The organism is Streptomyces sp. NPDC031670 (assembly GCF_055580545.1).
The window spans coordinates 599270-616214 of record NZ_JBVILC010000002.1; the positions used below are offsets into that span (position 1 = coordinate 599270).

At 74.1% G+C, this 16945-nt stretch carries 12 protein-coding genes, 2 tRNA genes, 1 other RNA gene and 1 pseudogene; 11 read left to right on the plus strand and 5 right to left on the minus strand.

All coding sequences use genetic code 11. The features are described 5' to 3' along the window. The first annotated feature begins 292 nt into the window (after nucleotides 1-292). From ACZ5ID_RS06780 to sigJ, 4 genes are all read left to right on the plus strand, one after another. Nucleotides 293-2524, plus strand: coding sequence for a terpene synthase family protein (locus ACZ5ID_RS06780; protein ID WP_468894078.1), 2232 nt, complete (start codon nucleotides 293-295; stop codon nucleotides 2522-2524). Nucleotides 2525-2537: 13 nt separating this feature from the next. Beyond that, nucleotides 2538-3461, plus strand: a complete 924-nt coding sequence (locus ACZ5ID_RS06785) for a cation diffusion facilitator family transporter (RefSeq protein WP_468894080.1) — start codon at nucleotides 2538-2540, stop codon at nucleotides 3459-3461. A 74-nt stretch (nucleotides 3462-3535) separates the two neighbouring features. Then, nucleotides 3536-4312 (plus strand): SDR family oxidoreductase, encoded by a 777-nt coding sequence (locus ACZ5ID_RS06790; RefSeq protein ID WP_468894082.1) that lies wholly within the window; start codon nucleotides 3536-3538, stop codon nucleotides 4310-4312. Continuing rightward, the gene (gene sigJ, locus ACZ5ID_RS06795; protein ID WP_468894235.1) at nucleotides 4309-5223 is read left to right on the plus strand and encodes an RNA polymerase sigma factor SigJ; all 915 of its coding nucleotides are present in this window, start codon (nucleotides 4309-4311) and stop codon (nucleotides 5221-5223) included. Before ACZ5ID_RS06790 ends, sigJ begins: the two co-directional genes overlap by 4 nt. On the opposite strand, the pseudogene ACZ5ID_RS06800 reads toward sigJ, so the two are convergent. Then, a pseudogene (locus ACZ5ID_RS06800) lies at nucleotides 5220-5600 on the minus strand (NUDIX hydrolase); the annotation flags it as partial. The gene sigJ and the pseudogene ACZ5ID_RS06800 overlap by 4 nt on opposite strands. 127 nt (nucleotides 5601-5727) lie before the next feature. On the opposite strand from ACZ5ID_RS06800, the gene ACZ5ID_RS06805 reads away from it, so the two are divergent. Further along, complete coding sequence (locus ACZ5ID_RS06805; RefSeq protein WP_468894084.1) at nucleotides 5728-5859, plus strand: hypothetical protein; 132 nt, start codon at nucleotides 5728-5730, stop codon at nucleotides 5857-5859. Between the two features lie 186 nt (nucleotides 5860-6045). Here the strand turns inward: ACZ5ID_RS06805 and ACZ5ID_RS06810 are convergent. Next, nucleotides 6046-6133: transfer RNA gene (locus tag ACZ5ID_RS06810), tRNA-Ser, on the minus strand. 72 nt (nucleotides 6134-6205) lie between these two features. Here ACZ5ID_RS06810 and ffs point away from each other — a divergent pair. From ffs to ACZ5ID_RS06840, 6 genes are all read left to right on the plus strand, one after another. Next, nucleotides 6206-6300: signal recognition particle sRNA small type (gene ffs, locus ACZ5ID_RS06815), an RNA gene on the plus strand. A gap of 154 nt (nucleotides 6301-6454) precedes the next feature. Continuing rightward, nucleotides 6455-8794 carry a DNA polymerase III subunit gamma and tau gene (locus ACZ5ID_RS06820; protein WP_468894086.1) on the plus strand — a complete coding sequence of 780 codons (2340 nt, stop codon included), beginning with the start codon at nucleotides 6455-6457 and terminating at the stop codon, nucleotides 8792-8794. A 61-nt stretch (nucleotides 8795-8855) separates the two neighbouring features. Next, entirely contained in the window at nucleotides 8856-10112 is a 1257-nt protein-coding gene (purD, locus tag ACZ5ID_RS06825) for a phosphoribosylamine--glycine ligase (protein WP_468894088.1), read from the plus strand. A gap of 299 nt (nucleotides 10113-10411) precedes the next feature. Continuing rightward, complete coding sequence (locus ACZ5ID_RS06830; protein WP_468894090.1) at nucleotides 10412-12097, plus strand: hypothetical protein; 1686 nt, start codon at nucleotides 10412-10414, stop codon at nucleotides 12095-12097. A 342-nt stretch (nucleotides 12098-12439) separates the two neighbouring features. Continuing rightward, complete coding sequence (locus tag ACZ5ID_RS06835; protein WP_468894092.1) at nucleotides 12440-13903, plus strand: N,N-dimethylformamidase beta subunit family domain-containing protein; 1464 nt, start codon at nucleotides 12440-12442, stop codon at nucleotides 13901-13903. Between the two features lie 84 nt (nucleotides 13904-13987). Continuing rightward, nucleotides 13988-14899, plus strand: coding sequence for a phosphoribosylaminoimidazolesuccinocarboxamide synthase (locus ACZ5ID_RS06840; RefSeq protein WP_468894094.1), 912 nt, complete (start codon nucleotides 13988-13990; stop codon nucleotides 14897-14899). A 48-nt stretch (nucleotides 14900-14947) separates the two neighbouring features. Here the strand turns inward: ACZ5ID_RS06840 and ACZ5ID_RS06845 are convergent. From ACZ5ID_RS06845 to ACZ5ID_RS06855, 3 genes are all read right to left on the minus strand, one after another. Next, a tRNA-Gly gene (locus ACZ5ID_RS06845) sits at nucleotides 14948-15020 on the minus strand. A gap of 22 nt (nucleotides 15021-15042) precedes the next feature. Continuing rightward, entirely contained in the window at nucleotides 15043-15705 is a 663-nt protein-coding gene (locus tag ACZ5ID_RS06850; protein WP_468894096.1) for a response regulator, read from the minus strand. Further along, nucleotides 15702-16883, minus strand: coding sequence for a sensor histidine kinase (locus ACZ5ID_RS06855; protein ID WP_468894098.1), 1182 nt, complete (start codon nucleotides 16881-16883; stop codon nucleotides 15702-15704). Before ACZ5ID_RS06855 ends, ACZ5ID_RS06850 begins: the two co-directional genes overlap by 4 nt. Between the last annotated feature and the right edge of the window lie 62 nt (nucleotides 16884-16945).

Here is a 16945-nt window from a genome sequence, read left to right on the forward strand (position 1 = left end):
CGTTTTTGGTTTTCACGCGCGGCCCCCCACACCCCAGAGCCCTGGGGGTCGCGGGGACCCTCGCGACCGCCAACAAAAACCCCACAAACAACCCCGGGGGGGGGGGGGGGGGGGACCCCCCCGCGACCAGCCACCCACCGGCCCGCAGACGAACCCCGGGCCGAATCACCCCCCGTTCGGGTTTCGCCGAGAACTCACACGTTCGTATGACGCGGCCCCGGCCCCCGCACTTCCCCCCACCCCCACGGGTACTGCTGGAGCCGACCAACTGGTCGTATCAGGAGGGGAACCCGTGACCCAGCCGTTCGTACTGCCGGACTTCTACATGCCGTATCCGGCCCGGCTCAACCCCCATCTGGAGGCCGCCCGGGTCCACTCCCGCGCGTGGGCCCGCGAGCGGGGCATGCTGGAGGGCTCCGGCATCTGGGAGCAGAGCGACCTCGACGCCCACGACTACGCGCTGCTCTGCTCGTACACCCACCCCGACTGCGACGCCGACGTCCTCTCCCTCGTCACCGACTGGTACGTGTGGGTGTTCTTCTTCGACGACCACTTCCTGGAGGAGTTCAAACGGACCCAGGACCACGAGGGGGCGCGGGCGTATCTGGACCGGCTGCCGGCGTTCATGCCGATGGACCTCGCGGACGGCTTCCCCGAACCCCTCAACCCGGTGGAGGCGGGGCTCGCCGACCTGTGGGCGCGGACCGTGCCGAGCATGTCGCACGGCTGGCGGGAGCGGTTCGCCGAATCCACCCGCAACCTCCTGGACGAGTCGATGTGGGAACTCGTCAACATCGGCGAGGGCCGGATCGCCAACCCCGTCGAGTACATCGAGATGCGCCGCAAGGTCGGCGGCGCCCCCTGGTCGGCGGGGATCGTCGAGTACGCGGCCAACGCCGAACTCCCGTACACCGTCGCCGGCTCCCGCCCCCTGCGGGTGCTCACCGACGCCTTCTCCGACGGCGTCCATCTGCGCAACGACCTCTTCTCCTACCAGCGGGAGGTGGAGGACGAGGGGGAGTTGAGCAACGGCGTCCTCGTCCTGGAGACGTTCCTCGGCTGCTCCACCCAGGAGGCCGCCGAGACCGTCAACGACCTGCTCACCTCCCGGCTCCAGCAGTTCGAGAACACCGCGCTCACCGAGGTCCCGGCGCTCTGCCTGGACCAGGGGCTCACCCCCGAGGAGTGCGCGCGGATCGGGGCGTACGTGAAGGGCCTCCAGGACTGGCAGTCCGGCGGCCACGAGTGGCACATGCGCTCCAGCCGGTACATGAACGAGGAGACCCGCGGGCGCGGGGCGATGGCCCACGGGGTGCTGGGCACCTCCGCGCTGGACGTGCGGAACTTCTTCGGCCGCCCGGCGGCGGCGAGGCTGCGCAGCCACACCCATGTGCCGTTCCAGCACGTCGGCCCGTCCGTGCTCCCCGACTTCGACATCCCCTTCACGCTGACGCTCAGCCCGCACTGGAAGGACGCGCGACGACGGTCCGTCGCCTGGGCGGGCCGCCATGGACTGCTCGACGACATCTGGGACGAGCAGAAGCTCCTCGGCTACGACTTCGCGCTCTGCTCGGCCGGTCTCGACCCCGACGCCACACCGGAGGAGCTGGAACTGCACGCCGAGTGGCTGACCTGGGGGACGTACGGGGACGACTACTACCCGCTGCGGTACGGGCGTTCCGGCGACCTCGCCGGGGCGCGCCTGACGCACGAGCGCCTGCTGCGCGTGATGGACCCCGTGGACCCGGCGGCCGGGGCGGCGGTCGCGGTGACCCCCATGGAACGGGCGCTCGCCGATCTGTGGCGGCGCACGGCGTGCCCGATGTCACCGCGGGGACGGCAGGAGTTCCGGAACGCGGTGGAGGCGATGCTGGAGAGCTGGCTGTGGGAGCTGCTCAACCAGCACCAGCACCGGATCCCCGACCCCGTCGACTACCTGGAGATGCGCCGGTTCACCTTCGGCTCCCACCTCACCGCCGCCCTGGGCAGGATGCGGCACGCCGACGCGCTGCCCGAGGCGCTGTTCCGGTCGAGCACGATGACGGCCCTGGAGAACGCCGTCATGGACTACGGGATGCTGATCAACGACTTCTTCTCGTACCAGAAGGAGATCGAGTACGAGGGCGAGCTGCACAACCTGCTCCTGGTCGTGCAGCGCTTCTTCGCCTGCGACTACCCGGCCGCCGTGCGGATCGTGGACGACCTGGTACGCGCGCGGCTGCGGCAGTACCTGCACCTCAAGGAGACCGCGGTGCCGCTGCTGTACGAGGAGTTCGGCCTCGACGCGGACGGGCGGGCGGTGCTGGACGCGTACATGGGGGAGTGGGAGGACTGGATCGCCGGGATCCTCCACTGGCACCGGGGCACGCGCCGGTACGGCGAGGAGGCGCTGCGGGGCGGCTCGCTGCCGAGCGTGATCCCCTCGGTGCTCGCCCCCGGCGGGCCCGGCACGGCCGCGCTCGGGCTCGCCCGGCTCGTGGCGCGGCCCCCGGCGGCTCCGGTAGCGGGGTCGTGGGGGGCGTGATCGACTCTGCCGTATGGGCCACGACCACGGACCGGTGCCCTCGGCCGCGGGCACCCTGAGCGGCACCTTCCGCGGCCGGCTGCTGTGGACCATCGGCATCAGCGCGTCGATCACCCTCATCCAGGTGATCGGCGCGCTGCTCTCCGGCTCGCTCGCCCTGCTCGCGGACGCCGCGCACAGCCTCACCGACGCGGTCGGGGTCGCGCTGGCGCTCGGCGCGGTCACCCTGGCCCAGCGGGCTCCCACGCCCCGGCGCACCTTCGGCTTCGTCCGCGTCGAGATCTTCTCGGCCGTCGTCAACGCGCTGCTGCTCGCGGCGGTCTTCGGCTGGGTGGTGTGGTCGGCGGTCGGGCGGTTCAGCGAGCCCGTCGAGGTCGAGGGCGGGCTGATGTTCGCGGTCGCGGTGGCCGGGCTCGCGGCGAACCTGGTGGGGCTGTGGCTGCTGCGGGACGCCAAGGACCGGAGCCTGAACCTGCGCGGCGCCTATCTGGAGGTCCTCGGCGACGCGCTGGGCTCGGTCGCGGTGATCATCGGCGGTCTGGTCATCCTGCTGACGGGCTGGCAGGCCGCCGACCCGGTCGCCTCCCTGGTGATCGGCGTGCTGATCGTGCCGAGGGCGTACGGACTGCTCCGCGACGCCCTGCACATCCTCATGGAGGCGGCCCCGCGGGACGTGGACCTCGCCGAGGTGCGCCGGCATCTGCTGGAGGAGCCCGGGGTGCTGGCGGTCCACGATCTGCACGGCTGGACCGTCACCTCCGGGATGCCGGTGCTCACCGCCCATGTGGTGGTGACGGCCCAGGCACTGGCGGACGGGTACGGCGACCTCCTCGGCCGCCTCCAGGCCTGCGTCGGCGAGCACTTCGACGTGGCCCACTCGACGATCCAGCTGGAGCCCGAGGGGCACTCCGAGACGCCCGGCGCGCTGCACGGCTAGCCGGCCGGCCGCCGCCGGACCGGGGGAGCGGTGCACCCTTGTCACATCCGGGCCCGGCGCGTCGTCCTAGGGACATGGACATCGCCATTGCGGGAGGGACGGGGACGCTGGGAAGCCGCGTCGCCGAGGAGCTGCGTACGCGGGGGCATCGCGTACGGGTGCTGAGCCGCAGGTCCCGGGAGTACCCGGTCGACCTGACCACGGGGGAGGGCCTGATCGACGCCCTTGCGGGGTGCGACGTCGTGGTGGACGCCTCCAACGCCCACGGGTCGTCCAAGGGGGCGTCCCGCACCCTCGTCGACGGGACGCGCCGGCTGCTCGCCGCCGCGCGGGCGGTGGGCGTACAGCACCACGTATGCGTCTCGATCGTGGGCTGCGACATGGTGCCGATGGGATATTTGCAGGTCAAGGCCGAGCAGGAGTGGGTCGTACGGGAGGGCCGGGTGCCCTGGACGATCGTGCGGGCCACCCAGTTCCACGAACTGCTCGCCTCGGCGCTGGCGTCGGCCGCCAAGTGGGGGGTGGTGCCGGTGCCCCGGGCGCGGCTGCGCACGGTCGCCTGTATGGAGGCCGCGTGGGTGGTCGCGGACGTGGCGGAGGGGGTGCCGCACCGGGGGCGGATCCAGATCTGCGGGCCGGAGGACACCGATGTGCGCGAGATGGCCCGGGTGTGGCGGGCGGTCACCGGCCGCAAGGCCTTCCTGATGCCGGTGCCGCTGCCCGGCCGGGCGGGCCAGGCGCTGCGGGCGGGCGCGCTCACCATCGAGCGTCCGGACGTGCGCGGCACCATGTCCTTCGGGGAGTGGCTGCGGACCGAACAGGTCTGGGCGAGCGTCGCGGGGTCGCGGTGAGCGCGGTCGCCGGGCGCGGGCCGCTGTCCGGCGAGGACGGACTGGCCCGGGCCTTCGAGCGGGAGCGGCCCCGGCTGCTGCGGGTCGCCTATACGACGACGGGGTGCCTGGCGGAGGCGGAGGACTGCGTCCAGGAGGCGTGGCTGCGGCTGCGGGGTCTTGAGGACCCGGGCGCGGTCCGCGATCTGCGCGCCTGGCTGACCACGACCGTGGGCCGGCTCGCCCTGGACGCGCTGGGCAGCGCGCGCGTGCGGCGTGAGCGGTACGTCGGCACCTGGCTGCCCGAGCCCCTGGTGGAGCAGGCCCCGGACGAGCAGGACCCCGCCGACCGGGTGACGCTCGACGAGTCGGTGTCGATGGCCCTGATGATCGTCCTGGACGAGCTGTCCCCGGCGCAGCGCACCGCGTTCCTGCTGCACGACGTGTTCGGGCTGCCGTTCGAGGAGGTCGCGGGCGTGGTGGGCCGCACCCCGGCGGCGGTACGCCAACTGGCGTCCCGGGCCCGCCGCCACGTCGACGCCAGCCGCCCGCACCACCCCGCCGGCTACGCCCGCCAGCGCGAGCTGGTCAGCGCCTTCGGCAAGGCCTGCCAGGAAGGGGATCTGGAGCGGCTGGTCTCGCTGCTCGACCCCGAGGTGGTCTGGCGCGGCGACGGCGGCGGCAAGGTGACGGCCCTGCGCGGGATCGTGCGCGGCGCGGAGAGCGTGGCACGCGGCATCGTCGCCCTCACCCGGGCGCACGTACCCCCGGACGGCCTGCGACCGGCACACGTCAACGGGGCGCCCGGTCTCGCCCTCCACCACTGGGACGGGGCCCGCACGATCGTGGCGATCACGGTGGACGGCGGCCGGATCACGTCGGTGGACGCGATCCGCAACCCGGACAAGCTGATGCGCGTACCTCGGGCTTAGACATCGGGGTCGGCCTCTTCGTACCGTTCCGCGCTCCCGCGCATGATCCGCCCCGGGGCACTGGGAGCCGGGCCCGGCCCTCGGGGGCCGCCCTCCCCCAGCAGTCCCCGGGCGCGCGCGAGGCCGTACGCGGCCAGGGTGTAGGCGTCGGAGATCCGGCCGGTGACGAGCATGTGCTCGAACTCGCGCAGGGGCAGGGCCCGGCATTCCCCGATGCCCTCCTCCCGCGCTTCCGGGCCGGCGTGGGCACGGAAGCCGGCCGTGTCGATCCGGGCGAGGTACAGGTGGTCGCGTCCGGCCCGGAGGCCGGTGTCGGGTGACATGGACCCCAGGAGGGTGAGATCACTCGCCTCGCACCCCGTCTCCTCCCGCAGCTCCCGGCGGGCGGTCGGCCGGACGGCAACCGTACGGCGTCACGCAGCACGCTGACGTAGGGGCCGCACCCCTCGGGGGTGTCCACGTAGGTGCCGTGGCCCGCGTACTGGGTGAGATCGTCCGGACGGGATGCCGCCCGAGCACATCGCGGTGGCCGGGAGCGTGCCGCAGGGGGACGGCCCCGTCGAGCGGCTGCCCGCCGACTGGGACGGGATAGCGGCGCTGACCGCCCGCAGACCGGAGTTCTTCGTAACGGGATGACGATCTGGCCGCTGCTGGTCACCGACACCGACACCGACGCCACGGGTAGGGAGGTGGCCAAGAAGGCCGACGAGGGCGGCCCGAAGGGCGCCGCCGGGCCCCGTTGAGACTGGAGATGAGACTACGTACGAAGAAGGGCCCCACCGCGAACGGTGGGGCCCTTCGACATCGTGCCCGGTGAGGCACTGGCGGAGGATACGAGATTCGAACTCGTGAGGGGTTGCCCCCAACACGCTTTCCAAGCGTGCGCCCTAGGCCACTAGGCGAATCCTCCGCCGCAAACAATACAAGACGCTGAGGGGTGCTCGCGAACTCGTCCCCCGGTCAGGGATCGGGTACCCTGTGCGGAGCCCCTCACGTGGCGCTATCTGACTGAACTCCCCCAGGGCCGGAAGGCAGCAAGGGTAGGTCGGCTCTGGCGGGTGCGTGAGGGGCGCTTGCGTGTACGGGGTCTGTGTACTGGGTGCGGTACGGGGTCTGTGTACGGGGCAGGGCCGGATCCGTTGTGGTGCGGCATGCGGGACCGGACCCCCGGGAACCCGTCGCCTGCCGCTCGCGGGGCCGGTTGTCAGTCCGCCCCGATAACCTCGTAGGTGTGTCGTCCCTTGCGCTGTACCGCCGCTACCGCCCGGAGTCCTTCGCCGAGGTCATCGGGCAGGAGCATGTCACCGACCCGCTGCAGCAGGCGCTGCGGAACAACCGGGTCAATCACGCGTACCTGTTCAGCGGGCCGCGTGGCTGTGGAAAGACGACCAGCGCGCGCATCCTCGCCCGGTGCCTGAACTGCGAGCAGGGGCCCACGCCGACGCCGTGCGGGGAGTGCCAGTCCTGCCGGGACCTCGCGCGCAACGGGCCGGGGTCCATCGACGTCATCGAGATCGACGCCGCCTCCCACGGTGGCGTGGACGACGCCCGTGAGCTGCGCGAGAAGGCCTTCTTCGGGCCGGCCGGCAGCCGGTACAAGATCTACATCATCGACGAGGCCCACATGGTCACCTCGGCGGGGTTCAACGCCCTGCTGAAGGTCGTCGAGGAGCCGCCGGAGCACCTCAAGTTCATCTTCGCCACGACCGAGCCCGAGAAGGTCATCGGGACGATCCGGTCGCGCACCCACCACTACCCCTTCCGGCTCGTGCCGCCCGGCACACTCCGCGAGTACCTGGGCGAGGTCTGCGGCCAGGAGGGCATCCCCGTCGAGGACGGCGTGCTGCCGCTCGTCGTGCGCGCGGGCGCCGGCTCCGTGCGTGACTCGATGTCCGTCATGGACCAGCTCCTCGCCGGCGCCGCCGAGGACGGTGTGACGTACGCCATGGCCACCGCCCTCCTCGGCTACACGGACGGCTCCCTCCTCGACTCCGTGGTGGACGCCTTCGCCTCCGGGGACGGCGCCGCCGCCTTCGAGGTCGTGGACCGGGTCATCGAGGGCGGCAACGACCCCCGCCGGTTCGTCGCCGACCTGCTGGAGCGGTTGCGGGACCTCGTCATCCTCGCCGCCGTGCCGGACGCCGGGGAGAAGGGGCTCATCGACGCGCCCGCCGACGTCGTCGAGCGCATGCAGGCCCAGGCCGCCGTCTTCGGCGCCGCCGAGCTCAGCCGCGCCGCCGACCTCGTCAACACGGGGCTGACGGAGATGCGCGGTGCCACCTCGCCCCGGCTCCAGCTGGAGCTGATCTGCGCGCGCGTGCTGCTGCCCGCCGCGTACGACGACGAGCGCTCGGTCCAGGCCCGGCTCGACCGGCTGGAGCGCGGCGCCCACTTCCAGGCGGGTGCGGGGACCGGTCCCGCGCTGGGATACGTGCCGGGGGCCGAGGCCCATCCGCCGATGCCGCCCACCGTCCAGGCCGGACACGGAGCCGGGGGCCCCGAGGCCGCCCGGGCCGCCGCGCGCGCCCCGCAGGCGCCCGCCCCGGCCGCGCCGCCGGTCCGTTCCCAGCCGCCCGCGCCCGTCGCCCCGCCGGTCCGGCCGGAGGCCGCGCCCGCGCCCGCCGCCGAGTCCGCCCCCCAGGCCCCCCAGCCCCCCGCCCCGGGCGCCTGGCCCGGTGCCGCCGCTCTCGGTGGTGCCCCCGCGGGTGGTACCGCTTCGGGTGGGGGCGGCCAGGGCGGCGGTGCCCAGCGGCCCGGTGCCTGGCCGGGCGCCGCCGGTTCCGGTCCGGGTTCCGGCAGCGCCGCCGCCACCCCGTCCCCCGCCCCCTCCAGCGGCTCCGGAGCCTGGCCCTCCGCCTCCGCCCCGGCCGCGCAGCCTCCCGCCGCGCAGAGCCCGGCGCCGGCGTCCGCCCCCGCCGCCAACCCCGGCAGCGCCGTCCACGTACGCAACATGTGGCCGGACATCTTGGAGGCGGTGAAGAACAAGCGCCGCTTCACCTGGATCCTGCTGAGCCAGAACGCGCAGGTGGCCGGGTTCGACGGCACCACCCTCCAGCTCGGGTTCATCAACGCCGGAGCCCGGGACAACTTCGCCAGCAGCGGCAGCGAGGAAGTCCTGCGCGGTGTGCTGGGCGAGCGCTTCGGGGTGCAGTGGAAGGTCGAGGCGATCATCGACCCGTCCGGCGGCTCCCAGCCCCCGGCCGCGGCGGGCAACTTCGGCGGACCGTCCTCCGGTGGCTCCGGTGGCTCCGGCGGCTCCGGTGGATACGGGACGCAGGGCGGCGGCTTCGGAGCCCCCGCCGGCCCCTCCCGCCCGCAGAATCCGGCCCCGGCCGCCCCCGCTCCCGTACAGCAGTCGCCGCAGGCCTCCCCGCCGCCGAGACCCCAGGGGTCCCAGGCCCCGCACGCCTCCCACTCCGCGCCCATGGCCCAGGAGCCGCCGCCGGTGCGCCCCGAGGACGACGTTCCCGAGGACGACGACCCGGACCTGGTGGACAACGCGCTGTCCGGTCACGACCTCATCGTCCGCGAGCTCGGCGCCACGGTGGTGGAGGAATATACGAACGAGTAGCGGTCCGGGGTTCGGTGACCCGTACGAGGGGGAATCCGCCACGGCGGCTAGGCTGGCTGCCGTGAAGGTCCTTGTCATCGGCGGCGGCGCCCGCGAGCACGCCCTGTGCCGTTCCCTGTCCCTCGACCCCGACGTGACGGCGCTGCACTGCGCCCCCGGCAACGCCGGGATCGCGGAGGTCGCCGAGCTCCACCCCGTGGACCAGCTGGACGGCGAGGCGGTCGCACGCCTCGCGGCCTCGCTCCACGCCGACCTGGTCGTCGTCGGCCCTGAGGCGCCGCTGGTCGCCGGGGTCGCCGACGCCGTACGGGCGGTGGGCGTCCCCTGCTTCGGCCCCTCGCGCGAGGCCGCGCTGCTGGAGGGCTCGAAGGCGTTCGCGAAGGACGTCATGGCCGCCGCCGGTGTGCCGACCGCCCGCAGCTATGTGTGCACCACCCCGGCCGAGATCGACGAGGCACTGGACGCGTTCGGCGCCCCGTACGTCGTCAAGGACGACGGACTGGCGGCCGGCAAGGGCGTCGTCGTCACCGACGACGTCGAGGTGGCCCGGGCGCACGCGCTCGTCTGCGACCGGGTCGTCATCGAGGAGTTCCTCGACGGCCCCGAGGTCTCGCTCTTCGCGATCACGGACGGCGTCACCGTGCTGCCCCTCCAGCCCGCGCAGGACTTCAAGCGCGCGCTCGACGGCGACGAGGGCCCCAACACCGGCGGCATGGGCGCGTACTCGCCGCTGCCCTGGGCCGACCCCAAGCTCGTGGACGAGGTCATGGCGAGCGTGCTCCAGCCGACCGTCGACGAACTGCGCCGCCGCGGCACCCCGTTCTCCGGTCTGCTGTACGCCGGCCTCGCGATCACCTCGCGCGGGGTGCGCGTGATCGAGTTCAACGCCCGCTTCGGCGACCCCGAGACGCAGGTCGTGCTCGCCCGGCTGAAGACGCCGCTCGCGGGTGTACTGCTGCACTCCGCCAACGGGACGCTGGACGCGCAGCCGCCGCTGGCCTGGCGCGACGACGCCGCCGTCACGGTCGTCGTGGCCTCGCACAACTACCCCGGCACGCCCCGGACGGGCGACCCGATCGAGGGTCTGGACCAGGTCGCGGAGGTGGACGCGCCCCACGCGTACGTCCTGCACGCCGGGACGCGCCGCGAGGGCGACGCGGTGGTGAGCGCGGGCGGACGGGTCCTCTCCGTCACCGCCACCGGAGCGGACCTGACACAGGCCCGGGAGCGGGCGTACGCGGCGGTCGGACGCATCCGGCTGGACGGCTCGCAGCACCGTACGGACATCGCCCGGAAGGCGGCCGAGGCGCGGGCGTGACGCGCTGACCGCCCCCTGTCCCGGTCCGGGGCGCGGCCCCCGCCGGGGTCGCGCCCCGGACCTTTGCGTCGGTGGACCCCGCCGCCGGGCCGCCGCCCCGCCCGGCACCGCCAACCCCACCCCAAAGCCATTCCATCGAGTGACGGGTGGGCCATCCGGATGACGGGTGGCGGGGGCGCAACTAGGGTGCGGCGGGAGCGGTCCGGCACTTGGGTCACCGGCATTGCGATGTCGGTGGGGGGTGCCACAGTGGGGGAGTGAGCAAAGCCGACGCAGGGCAGAGGGGGTGACGTCCGGCCGTGTCCGGTACCGGGATGGGTGGTGAGGCGGGCGCGCGGTCCGCGCGCTCGCGGGCGCTGGCCGTGCTGCGGGTCCGCAGCCGGGCCCTGGCCCTTGCTCTGCTGCCGGCCGCCGTCGCCGTGGTCCTGCTCGTCGCGGACGTGCAGGGCCGGATCGACGGCCGCGGCTGGGACACGGCCCGCTGGGCGGTGACGGGCGCGGCGGCCGTGGTGCTGCTGGCCGCCGCCGTGGTGACGGCCGTGATCGTCCGGGCCAGGCCCGCCCTCTCTCCGACGGTCGAGCTGGCCGAGTCCTCGGCGCCCGATCTGTACCGGCTGGTGAGGGACCTGGCCGACCGGCTCGACGTGCCCGCGCCCTCGGCCATAGCGCTGACCCCGGACTGCGACAGCTGGCTGGAGGACCGTACACATCCGGCCCATTCCGTACGGGGCGGTCCCGGCGGCGCCGGTGCGCGCGGCCCGGGCCCGCGGGGTGTTCTGCGGGGCATACCGGGTCTGCGGCGCCGTACCGACGCCGCGCCGGTCCTCGTCATCGGGTCGCCGTTCCTGTGGTGGATGCGGGTCGGTGAGCTGCGGGCCATCCTGGCGCCCGTGGTGGCCGGCACCGGGCCGTCCGCCCAGCCCGACATAGCCTCGGCCCGCCGCTTCGTCCGGGGCCTGGACGCGGCGGTCGCCGTGACCAGCGGGTCCGGCGCGCGGCGGGGGGCGCGTCTGGTGCTCTGCTTCGTCGGGCCGGTCGCCCGGCTGCTGCTGCGCGGCTGCCGGACGCACGCCGCCGAGATGGAGCGGGGCGTCGCGGCGGCTGCCTCCGAGCGCGCCCAGGACGTGGACTACGGGCTGCGGATCGTCGCCCAGGAGCAGGTCGGGCTCGCCTACGCGGGCTGGGACCGGCTGCTGACCCGGGTGGCGGTGCCGGCCTGGCGGATGGGGCGCTGGCCGTCCCGGCTGGACGCCGGGGTGGTCTCGGCGCTGACCGAGCTGTCGCGGCGGGACCGGCTGGCGGAGGGGTTCGCGTCCCGGCTCGGGGAGCGGCCCGCGTGCGATCTTCTGGAGGAGCCGGGGGTGGCCGACGAGGCGGCCTCGCTGCTGGCGGCCCGGCTCTTCCACGGCGGTCCGGCCGAGCCGGGGCCCGACTGGTCGCCGGTGGAGTGGCAGCACTACCCGGAGGAAGTCGTCGACCGGAAGTGGCGCGCGGAGGCGGCGCGGCTGCACCGGGTGCTGGACGGGATGGGTACGCCGCCGGGCGCGGAGCCCGCCGCGCCCGCCGCGCCGACGCTGGCGCGGGTCCTGGAGCACCTGACCGATGCCGGGCAGGACGGGTCGGCGCTGGCGGCCGGGATCGAGGCGGAGGTCGCGGTCGAGGAGGCGGCGGCCGGTCCGCAGGTGCCGTCGGCGGACCTGTGGGGCGACTGCGTCCCGCTCTTCCCGCTCCAGCCGCCGCGTACGGGCCGGGAGCTGCTGGCCGACCACGTCACGGCGATGGTGTGCTGCGCGGCCGTCGACACGGCCGGGGCGGCGCCCGGGCTGGACTGGCTGGACGGTCCGGCGCTGCTGGTGGACGGGGAGCGGAAGGGGGATCTGGCGGGGCGCGTGCTGGCGCTGCTGGAGGAGGGGGACGCGGAGCCGTTGCGGGGGTGGTTGGCGGGGGTGGGGGTTCGGGCGGAGAAGCCGGTGCGGCTGGTGTGAGGGGGGTTTGGCCCCTCCCCGCCCCTTCCCTGAACCCTCCGGGGGTGGGTGGGGGTGAAGATGGTTTCCGGGGGCTCCGCCCCCGGCCCCCCTGGCGGGGGCTGCGCCCCCTGCACCCCGCCACGGGGCTGCGCCCCGGACCCCGCCACGGGGCTCCGCCCCCTGCACCCCGGCCCCGCCTCCTACCCGCTTGGGGCTCCGCCCCGGACCCCCCAAAAACGGAACCCTCCCCTCCGTATCCCGTCAATTCGCGACGAACAGTGACGGAGTGCGTGCGTTATGTGATGTGCTGGAGACCGGCCGCTGACCGGTGGAGTCGGGGGAGTGAGGGAGGCGAGTGGTATGGGGGCGGAGCAGATCCGGCGGTGGGAGTCGGGGGCGCTCGCGCACGCGGTCTCCGATCCCTTCGGACAGGGGCCGTTGCCCTGGCTGCGCGGTGGGGAGCACTACTTCGACGACACCGGGCACGTCGTGCCCTGGTACGTCGAGCCCGCCCGGCTCGGCCTGGGCCGGGCCGCCGGTCCCCGTACCGCCGACGACGTACGGATGCAGATCAAGGGGTTCGCCTCCACCGGGGCCGTCGCGCCCGGTGAGGCGGTCGACTTCCACATCACCGTCAACCCGCCGCAGCAGTTCTCGGTCGACATCTACCGCATCGGGCACTACGGGGGCGATGGGGCCGCCCACGTCGCGACCAGCCCCCGGCTCGCCGGGATCGTGCAGCCCGCGCCCCTCACCGCCAACCGAACCGTCTCCTGCCACCACTGGTGGCTCTCCTGGCGCTACCAGGTCCCCTCGTCCGCCGCGCTCGGCGCGTACGTCGCCGTGCTCACCACCGTCGACGGATACCGGTCGCACATCCCCTTCACCGTCCGCGACAGCCGCCCCGCCGATCTGCTGCTCCTGCTCCCCGACATCACCTGGCAGGCCTACAACCTCTTCCCCGAGGACGGCCGCACGGGCGCCTCGCTCTACCACGCGTGGGACGACGAGGGGCGGCTCCTCGGGGAGGAGGACGCCGCCATGACCGTCTCCTTCGACCGGCCGTACGCGGGCGCGGGCCTGCCGCTGCACGTGGGGCACGCGTACGACTTCATCCGCTGGGCCGAGCGGTACGGATACGACCTCGCCTACGCCGACACCCGCGATCTGCACGCCGGCCGCGTCGACGCCACCCGCTACCGGGGCCTGGTCTTCCCCGGCCACGACGAGTACTGGTCGGCCCCCATGCGCCGCACGGTCGAGCTCGCCCGCGAGCACGGCACCTCGCTGGTGTTCCTCTCCGCCAACACCCTCTACTGGCAGGTCGACCTCACCCCGTCGCCCTCGGGCGTGCCCGACCGGCTGCTGACCTGCCGCAAGCGGCGCGGGCCCGGCCGGCCGGCGCTGTGGCGGGAGGTCGCGCGGGCCGAACAGCAGTTGCTGGGGATCCAGTACGCCGGGCGGGTGCCCGAGCCGTCCCCGCTGGTGGTGCGGAACGCCAAGCACTGGCTCTGGGAGGCCACCGGCGCCGGCGAGGGCGACGAGCTCGACGGGCTGGTCGCGGGCGAGGCCGACCGCTACTACCCGCGCACCGCGCTCCCCGAGCACCAGGACCGCATCCTGCTCGCCCACTCGCCGTACCGCGACAGCGAGGGCGCGACCCGGCACCAGGAGACCTCGCTCTACCGGGCCCCCTCCGGCGCGCTCGTCTTCGCCTCCGGCACCTTCGCCTGGTCCCCGGCGCTCGACCGGCCCGGTCACACCGACCCCCGCATCCAGCGCGCCACCGCCAATCTCCTCGACCGGATCTGCAAGCGGGACTGACGACGGGAAGAGCCCCCGTCGCCGGGTACTCGTCGCGTGCGAGAGAATCGGAAGCGCTCCTGGATCAATCTACGCGGAGGAACCGTGTCCGGATTTGTAGAAAAGCCCGAGCCGATTCAGGTCCCGGGCCTCACCCACCTCCACACGGGCAAGGTCCGCGACCTCTACCGGAACGAGGCCGGCGACCTGGTGATGGTCGCCAGCGACCGGATCTCCGCGTACGACTGGGTGCTGCCGACCGAGATCCCCGACAAGGGCCGGGTGCTCACCCAGCTCTCGCTGTGGTGGTTCGACCGCCTGGCCGACCTCGTCCCGCACCACGTGCTCTCCACCGACCTCCCCGAGGGCGCCCCCGCCGACTGGGCCGGGCGCACGCTCGTCTGCAAGTCGCTGCGGATGGTCCCGGTGGAGTGCGTGGCGCGCGGCTACCTCACCGGCTCCGGCCTCGTGGAGTACGACGAGTCCCGTACGGTCTGCGGGCTCGCCCTGCCCGAGGGGCTCAGCAACGGCTCCGAGCTGCCCGCGCCGATCTTCACGCCCGCCACCAAGGCCGCCGTCGGCGACCACGACGAGAACGTCAGCTACGAGGAGGTCGCCCGCCAGGTCGGCGCGGAGACCGCCGCGCTGCTGCGCCAGACGACGCTCGCCGTCTACGGCCGCGCCCGCGACATCGCCCGGGAGCGCGGGATCGTCCTCGCCGACACCAAGTTCGAGTTCGGCTTCGAGACCGTCGACGGCGAGGAGCGGCTCGTCCTGGCCGACGAGGTCCTCACGCCCGACTCCTCGCGGTTCTGGCCGGCCGAGACCTGGGAGCCGGGCCGCGCCCAGCCGTCGTACGACAAGCAGTTCGTGCGCGACTGGCTGACCTCCGCCGCCTCCGGCTGGGACCGCCACGGCGAGCAGCCGCCGCCCCCGCTGCCTCAGGAGGTCGTGGACGCCACCCGGGCCAAGTACCTGGAGGCGTACGAGCAGCTCACCGGCACCAGCTGGAGCTGAGCGCACGAAGAAGCCCCCGGTCACCAGACCGGGGGCTTCTTCGCACTGAGCGGACGACGAGATTCGAACTCGCGACCCTCACCTTGGCAAGGTGATGCTCTACCAACTGAGCCACGTCCGCATGCGCCGTAGCGCGGAGCCAACTATACCCAACCGCGGCGGCGGGCGAGACGCACCGCCGTGTGACGGTTCTCCGCACCCAGCTTCGAGGCGGCCGAGGAGAGGTAGTTCCGGACGGTCCCCGGGGAGAGACCGGCCCGCTCCGCGATCTCCGCGACGGGCGCCCCGTCGGCCGCCAGCTCCAGGACCTCGGCCTCGCGGGCGGTGAGCGGGGAGTCCCCGGCGGAGATCGCGTCGGCCGCCAACTCCGGGTCCACATAGCGGTTTCCGGCGTGCACGGACCTGATGATCTCCGCCAGTCCGCGGGCGCTCACCGTCTTCGGCACGAAGCCGCGCACCCCGGCCGCGAGCGCCCGCTTGAGGTGGCCCGGCCGCCCGTGGCTCGTCACGATCATGGTGCGGCAGCCGGGCAGTTCGGCCCGCAGGGATGTGGCGACACTCACACCGTCCGCCCCCGGCATCTGGAGGTCGAGGACGGCCACATCGGGCCGGTGGGCGCGGGCCATCGCCAGCGCCTCGGGCCCGGAGGCCGCCTCGGCGACCACGGTGAGGTCGTCCTCCAGGCCGAGCAGCGCGGCCAGCGCGCCCCGGATCAGATGCTCGTCGTCGGCGAGCAGGACACGTACGGGCGCCGCCGTCCGCCCCTCGGACGCCGCCGTACGGTCAGCTCCGCCGGACCCCGTCATACGGTCAGCTCCTCGGCCGGTTCCGCCGCACCGCACAGCGGCACGGTCGCGGTCAGCAGGAAGCGCGTCCCCGAGCGGACCGCCTCCAGCGTGCCGCCCATCGGGGCGAGCCGTTCGCGCAGCCCCGCCAGGCCCGAGCCGGGGGCGGCGGGGGCGAGGCCGGACACGCCGTCGTTCTCCACGACCAGGGTGACGGCGGGCCCGTCGGCCGCGAGCCGGATGGCACAGCCGCGCGCGTTGCCGTGCCGCAGCACGTTGGTGGTGGCCTCGCGCACCACCCAGCCGAGCGCCGACTGCACCCCGGCGGGCAGCCCGGTGGCCGTGCCGGTGACCGTGCAGTCGATCCCGGCCGCCTCCAGCACACCCCGGGCCCCGTCGAGTTCGACGCCCAGGTCCGCTTCGCGGTAGCCGCGCACCACTTCCCGTACCTCTCGTTGTGACTCCCGCGCGATGCGCTGGACCTCGATCATCTGGGCCACCGCCTCCGGCCGGCCGCGCTCGGCGAGCTGGACGGCGAGCTCGCTCTTGAGGGCGATCACCGCGAGGTTGCGGCCGAGCACGTCGTGCATGTCCCGCCCGAAGCGCAGCCGTTCCTCGGCCACGGCGAGGCGCGCCTGGACGTCTTTCGCCTCCTCGGCCTGCCACATGTTGCGCAGCCCCCAGGCCCCCGGCCGGACCGTGACCAGCATCAGCGCTCCCGCGATCACCACCGTCGGCAGCGGCGCGAGCAGTTCCACGCCGCGCGCCCCGGTGGCCCCGAAGGAGGCGGTGACCAGGGCCGCGTAGCCCAGGCAGTGCAGCAGGAAGGTGCGGACCGGCACCAGCAGGGCGTACGGGATCATCAGCGCGATCGGCAGATCGGCCAGGAGCAGCGGGAACACACTGTGCGGGTCCGTGGCGGCGACCGCCGCGAGCAGCGCGGTGCCGACGCCGAGCAGGGCCGCCGGGGCGACCAGCAGACGGCGGGGGAAGGCGCTGTGGCCGAGGTAGTCGTCGTAGGCGGGGCCGATCCGGCGGCCGGCCACCACGCACTGCGCGATGTTCACGGCGAGCAGCGCCGCGCCGAGGACCGTGTTCAGCGTGCCGCGCGGCCCGGTCGCGAGCAGGGGCAGGACCCCCCAGGTCAGCAGGAAGAACCAGAGCATCGCCGTCATGGTGTGGCGCGTGTACAGGTCCATCTTCTGGATCCTGCTGCGCTCCTGCCAGCGCCGTCGCCAGCCGCCGATCCGGCGTATCCGAC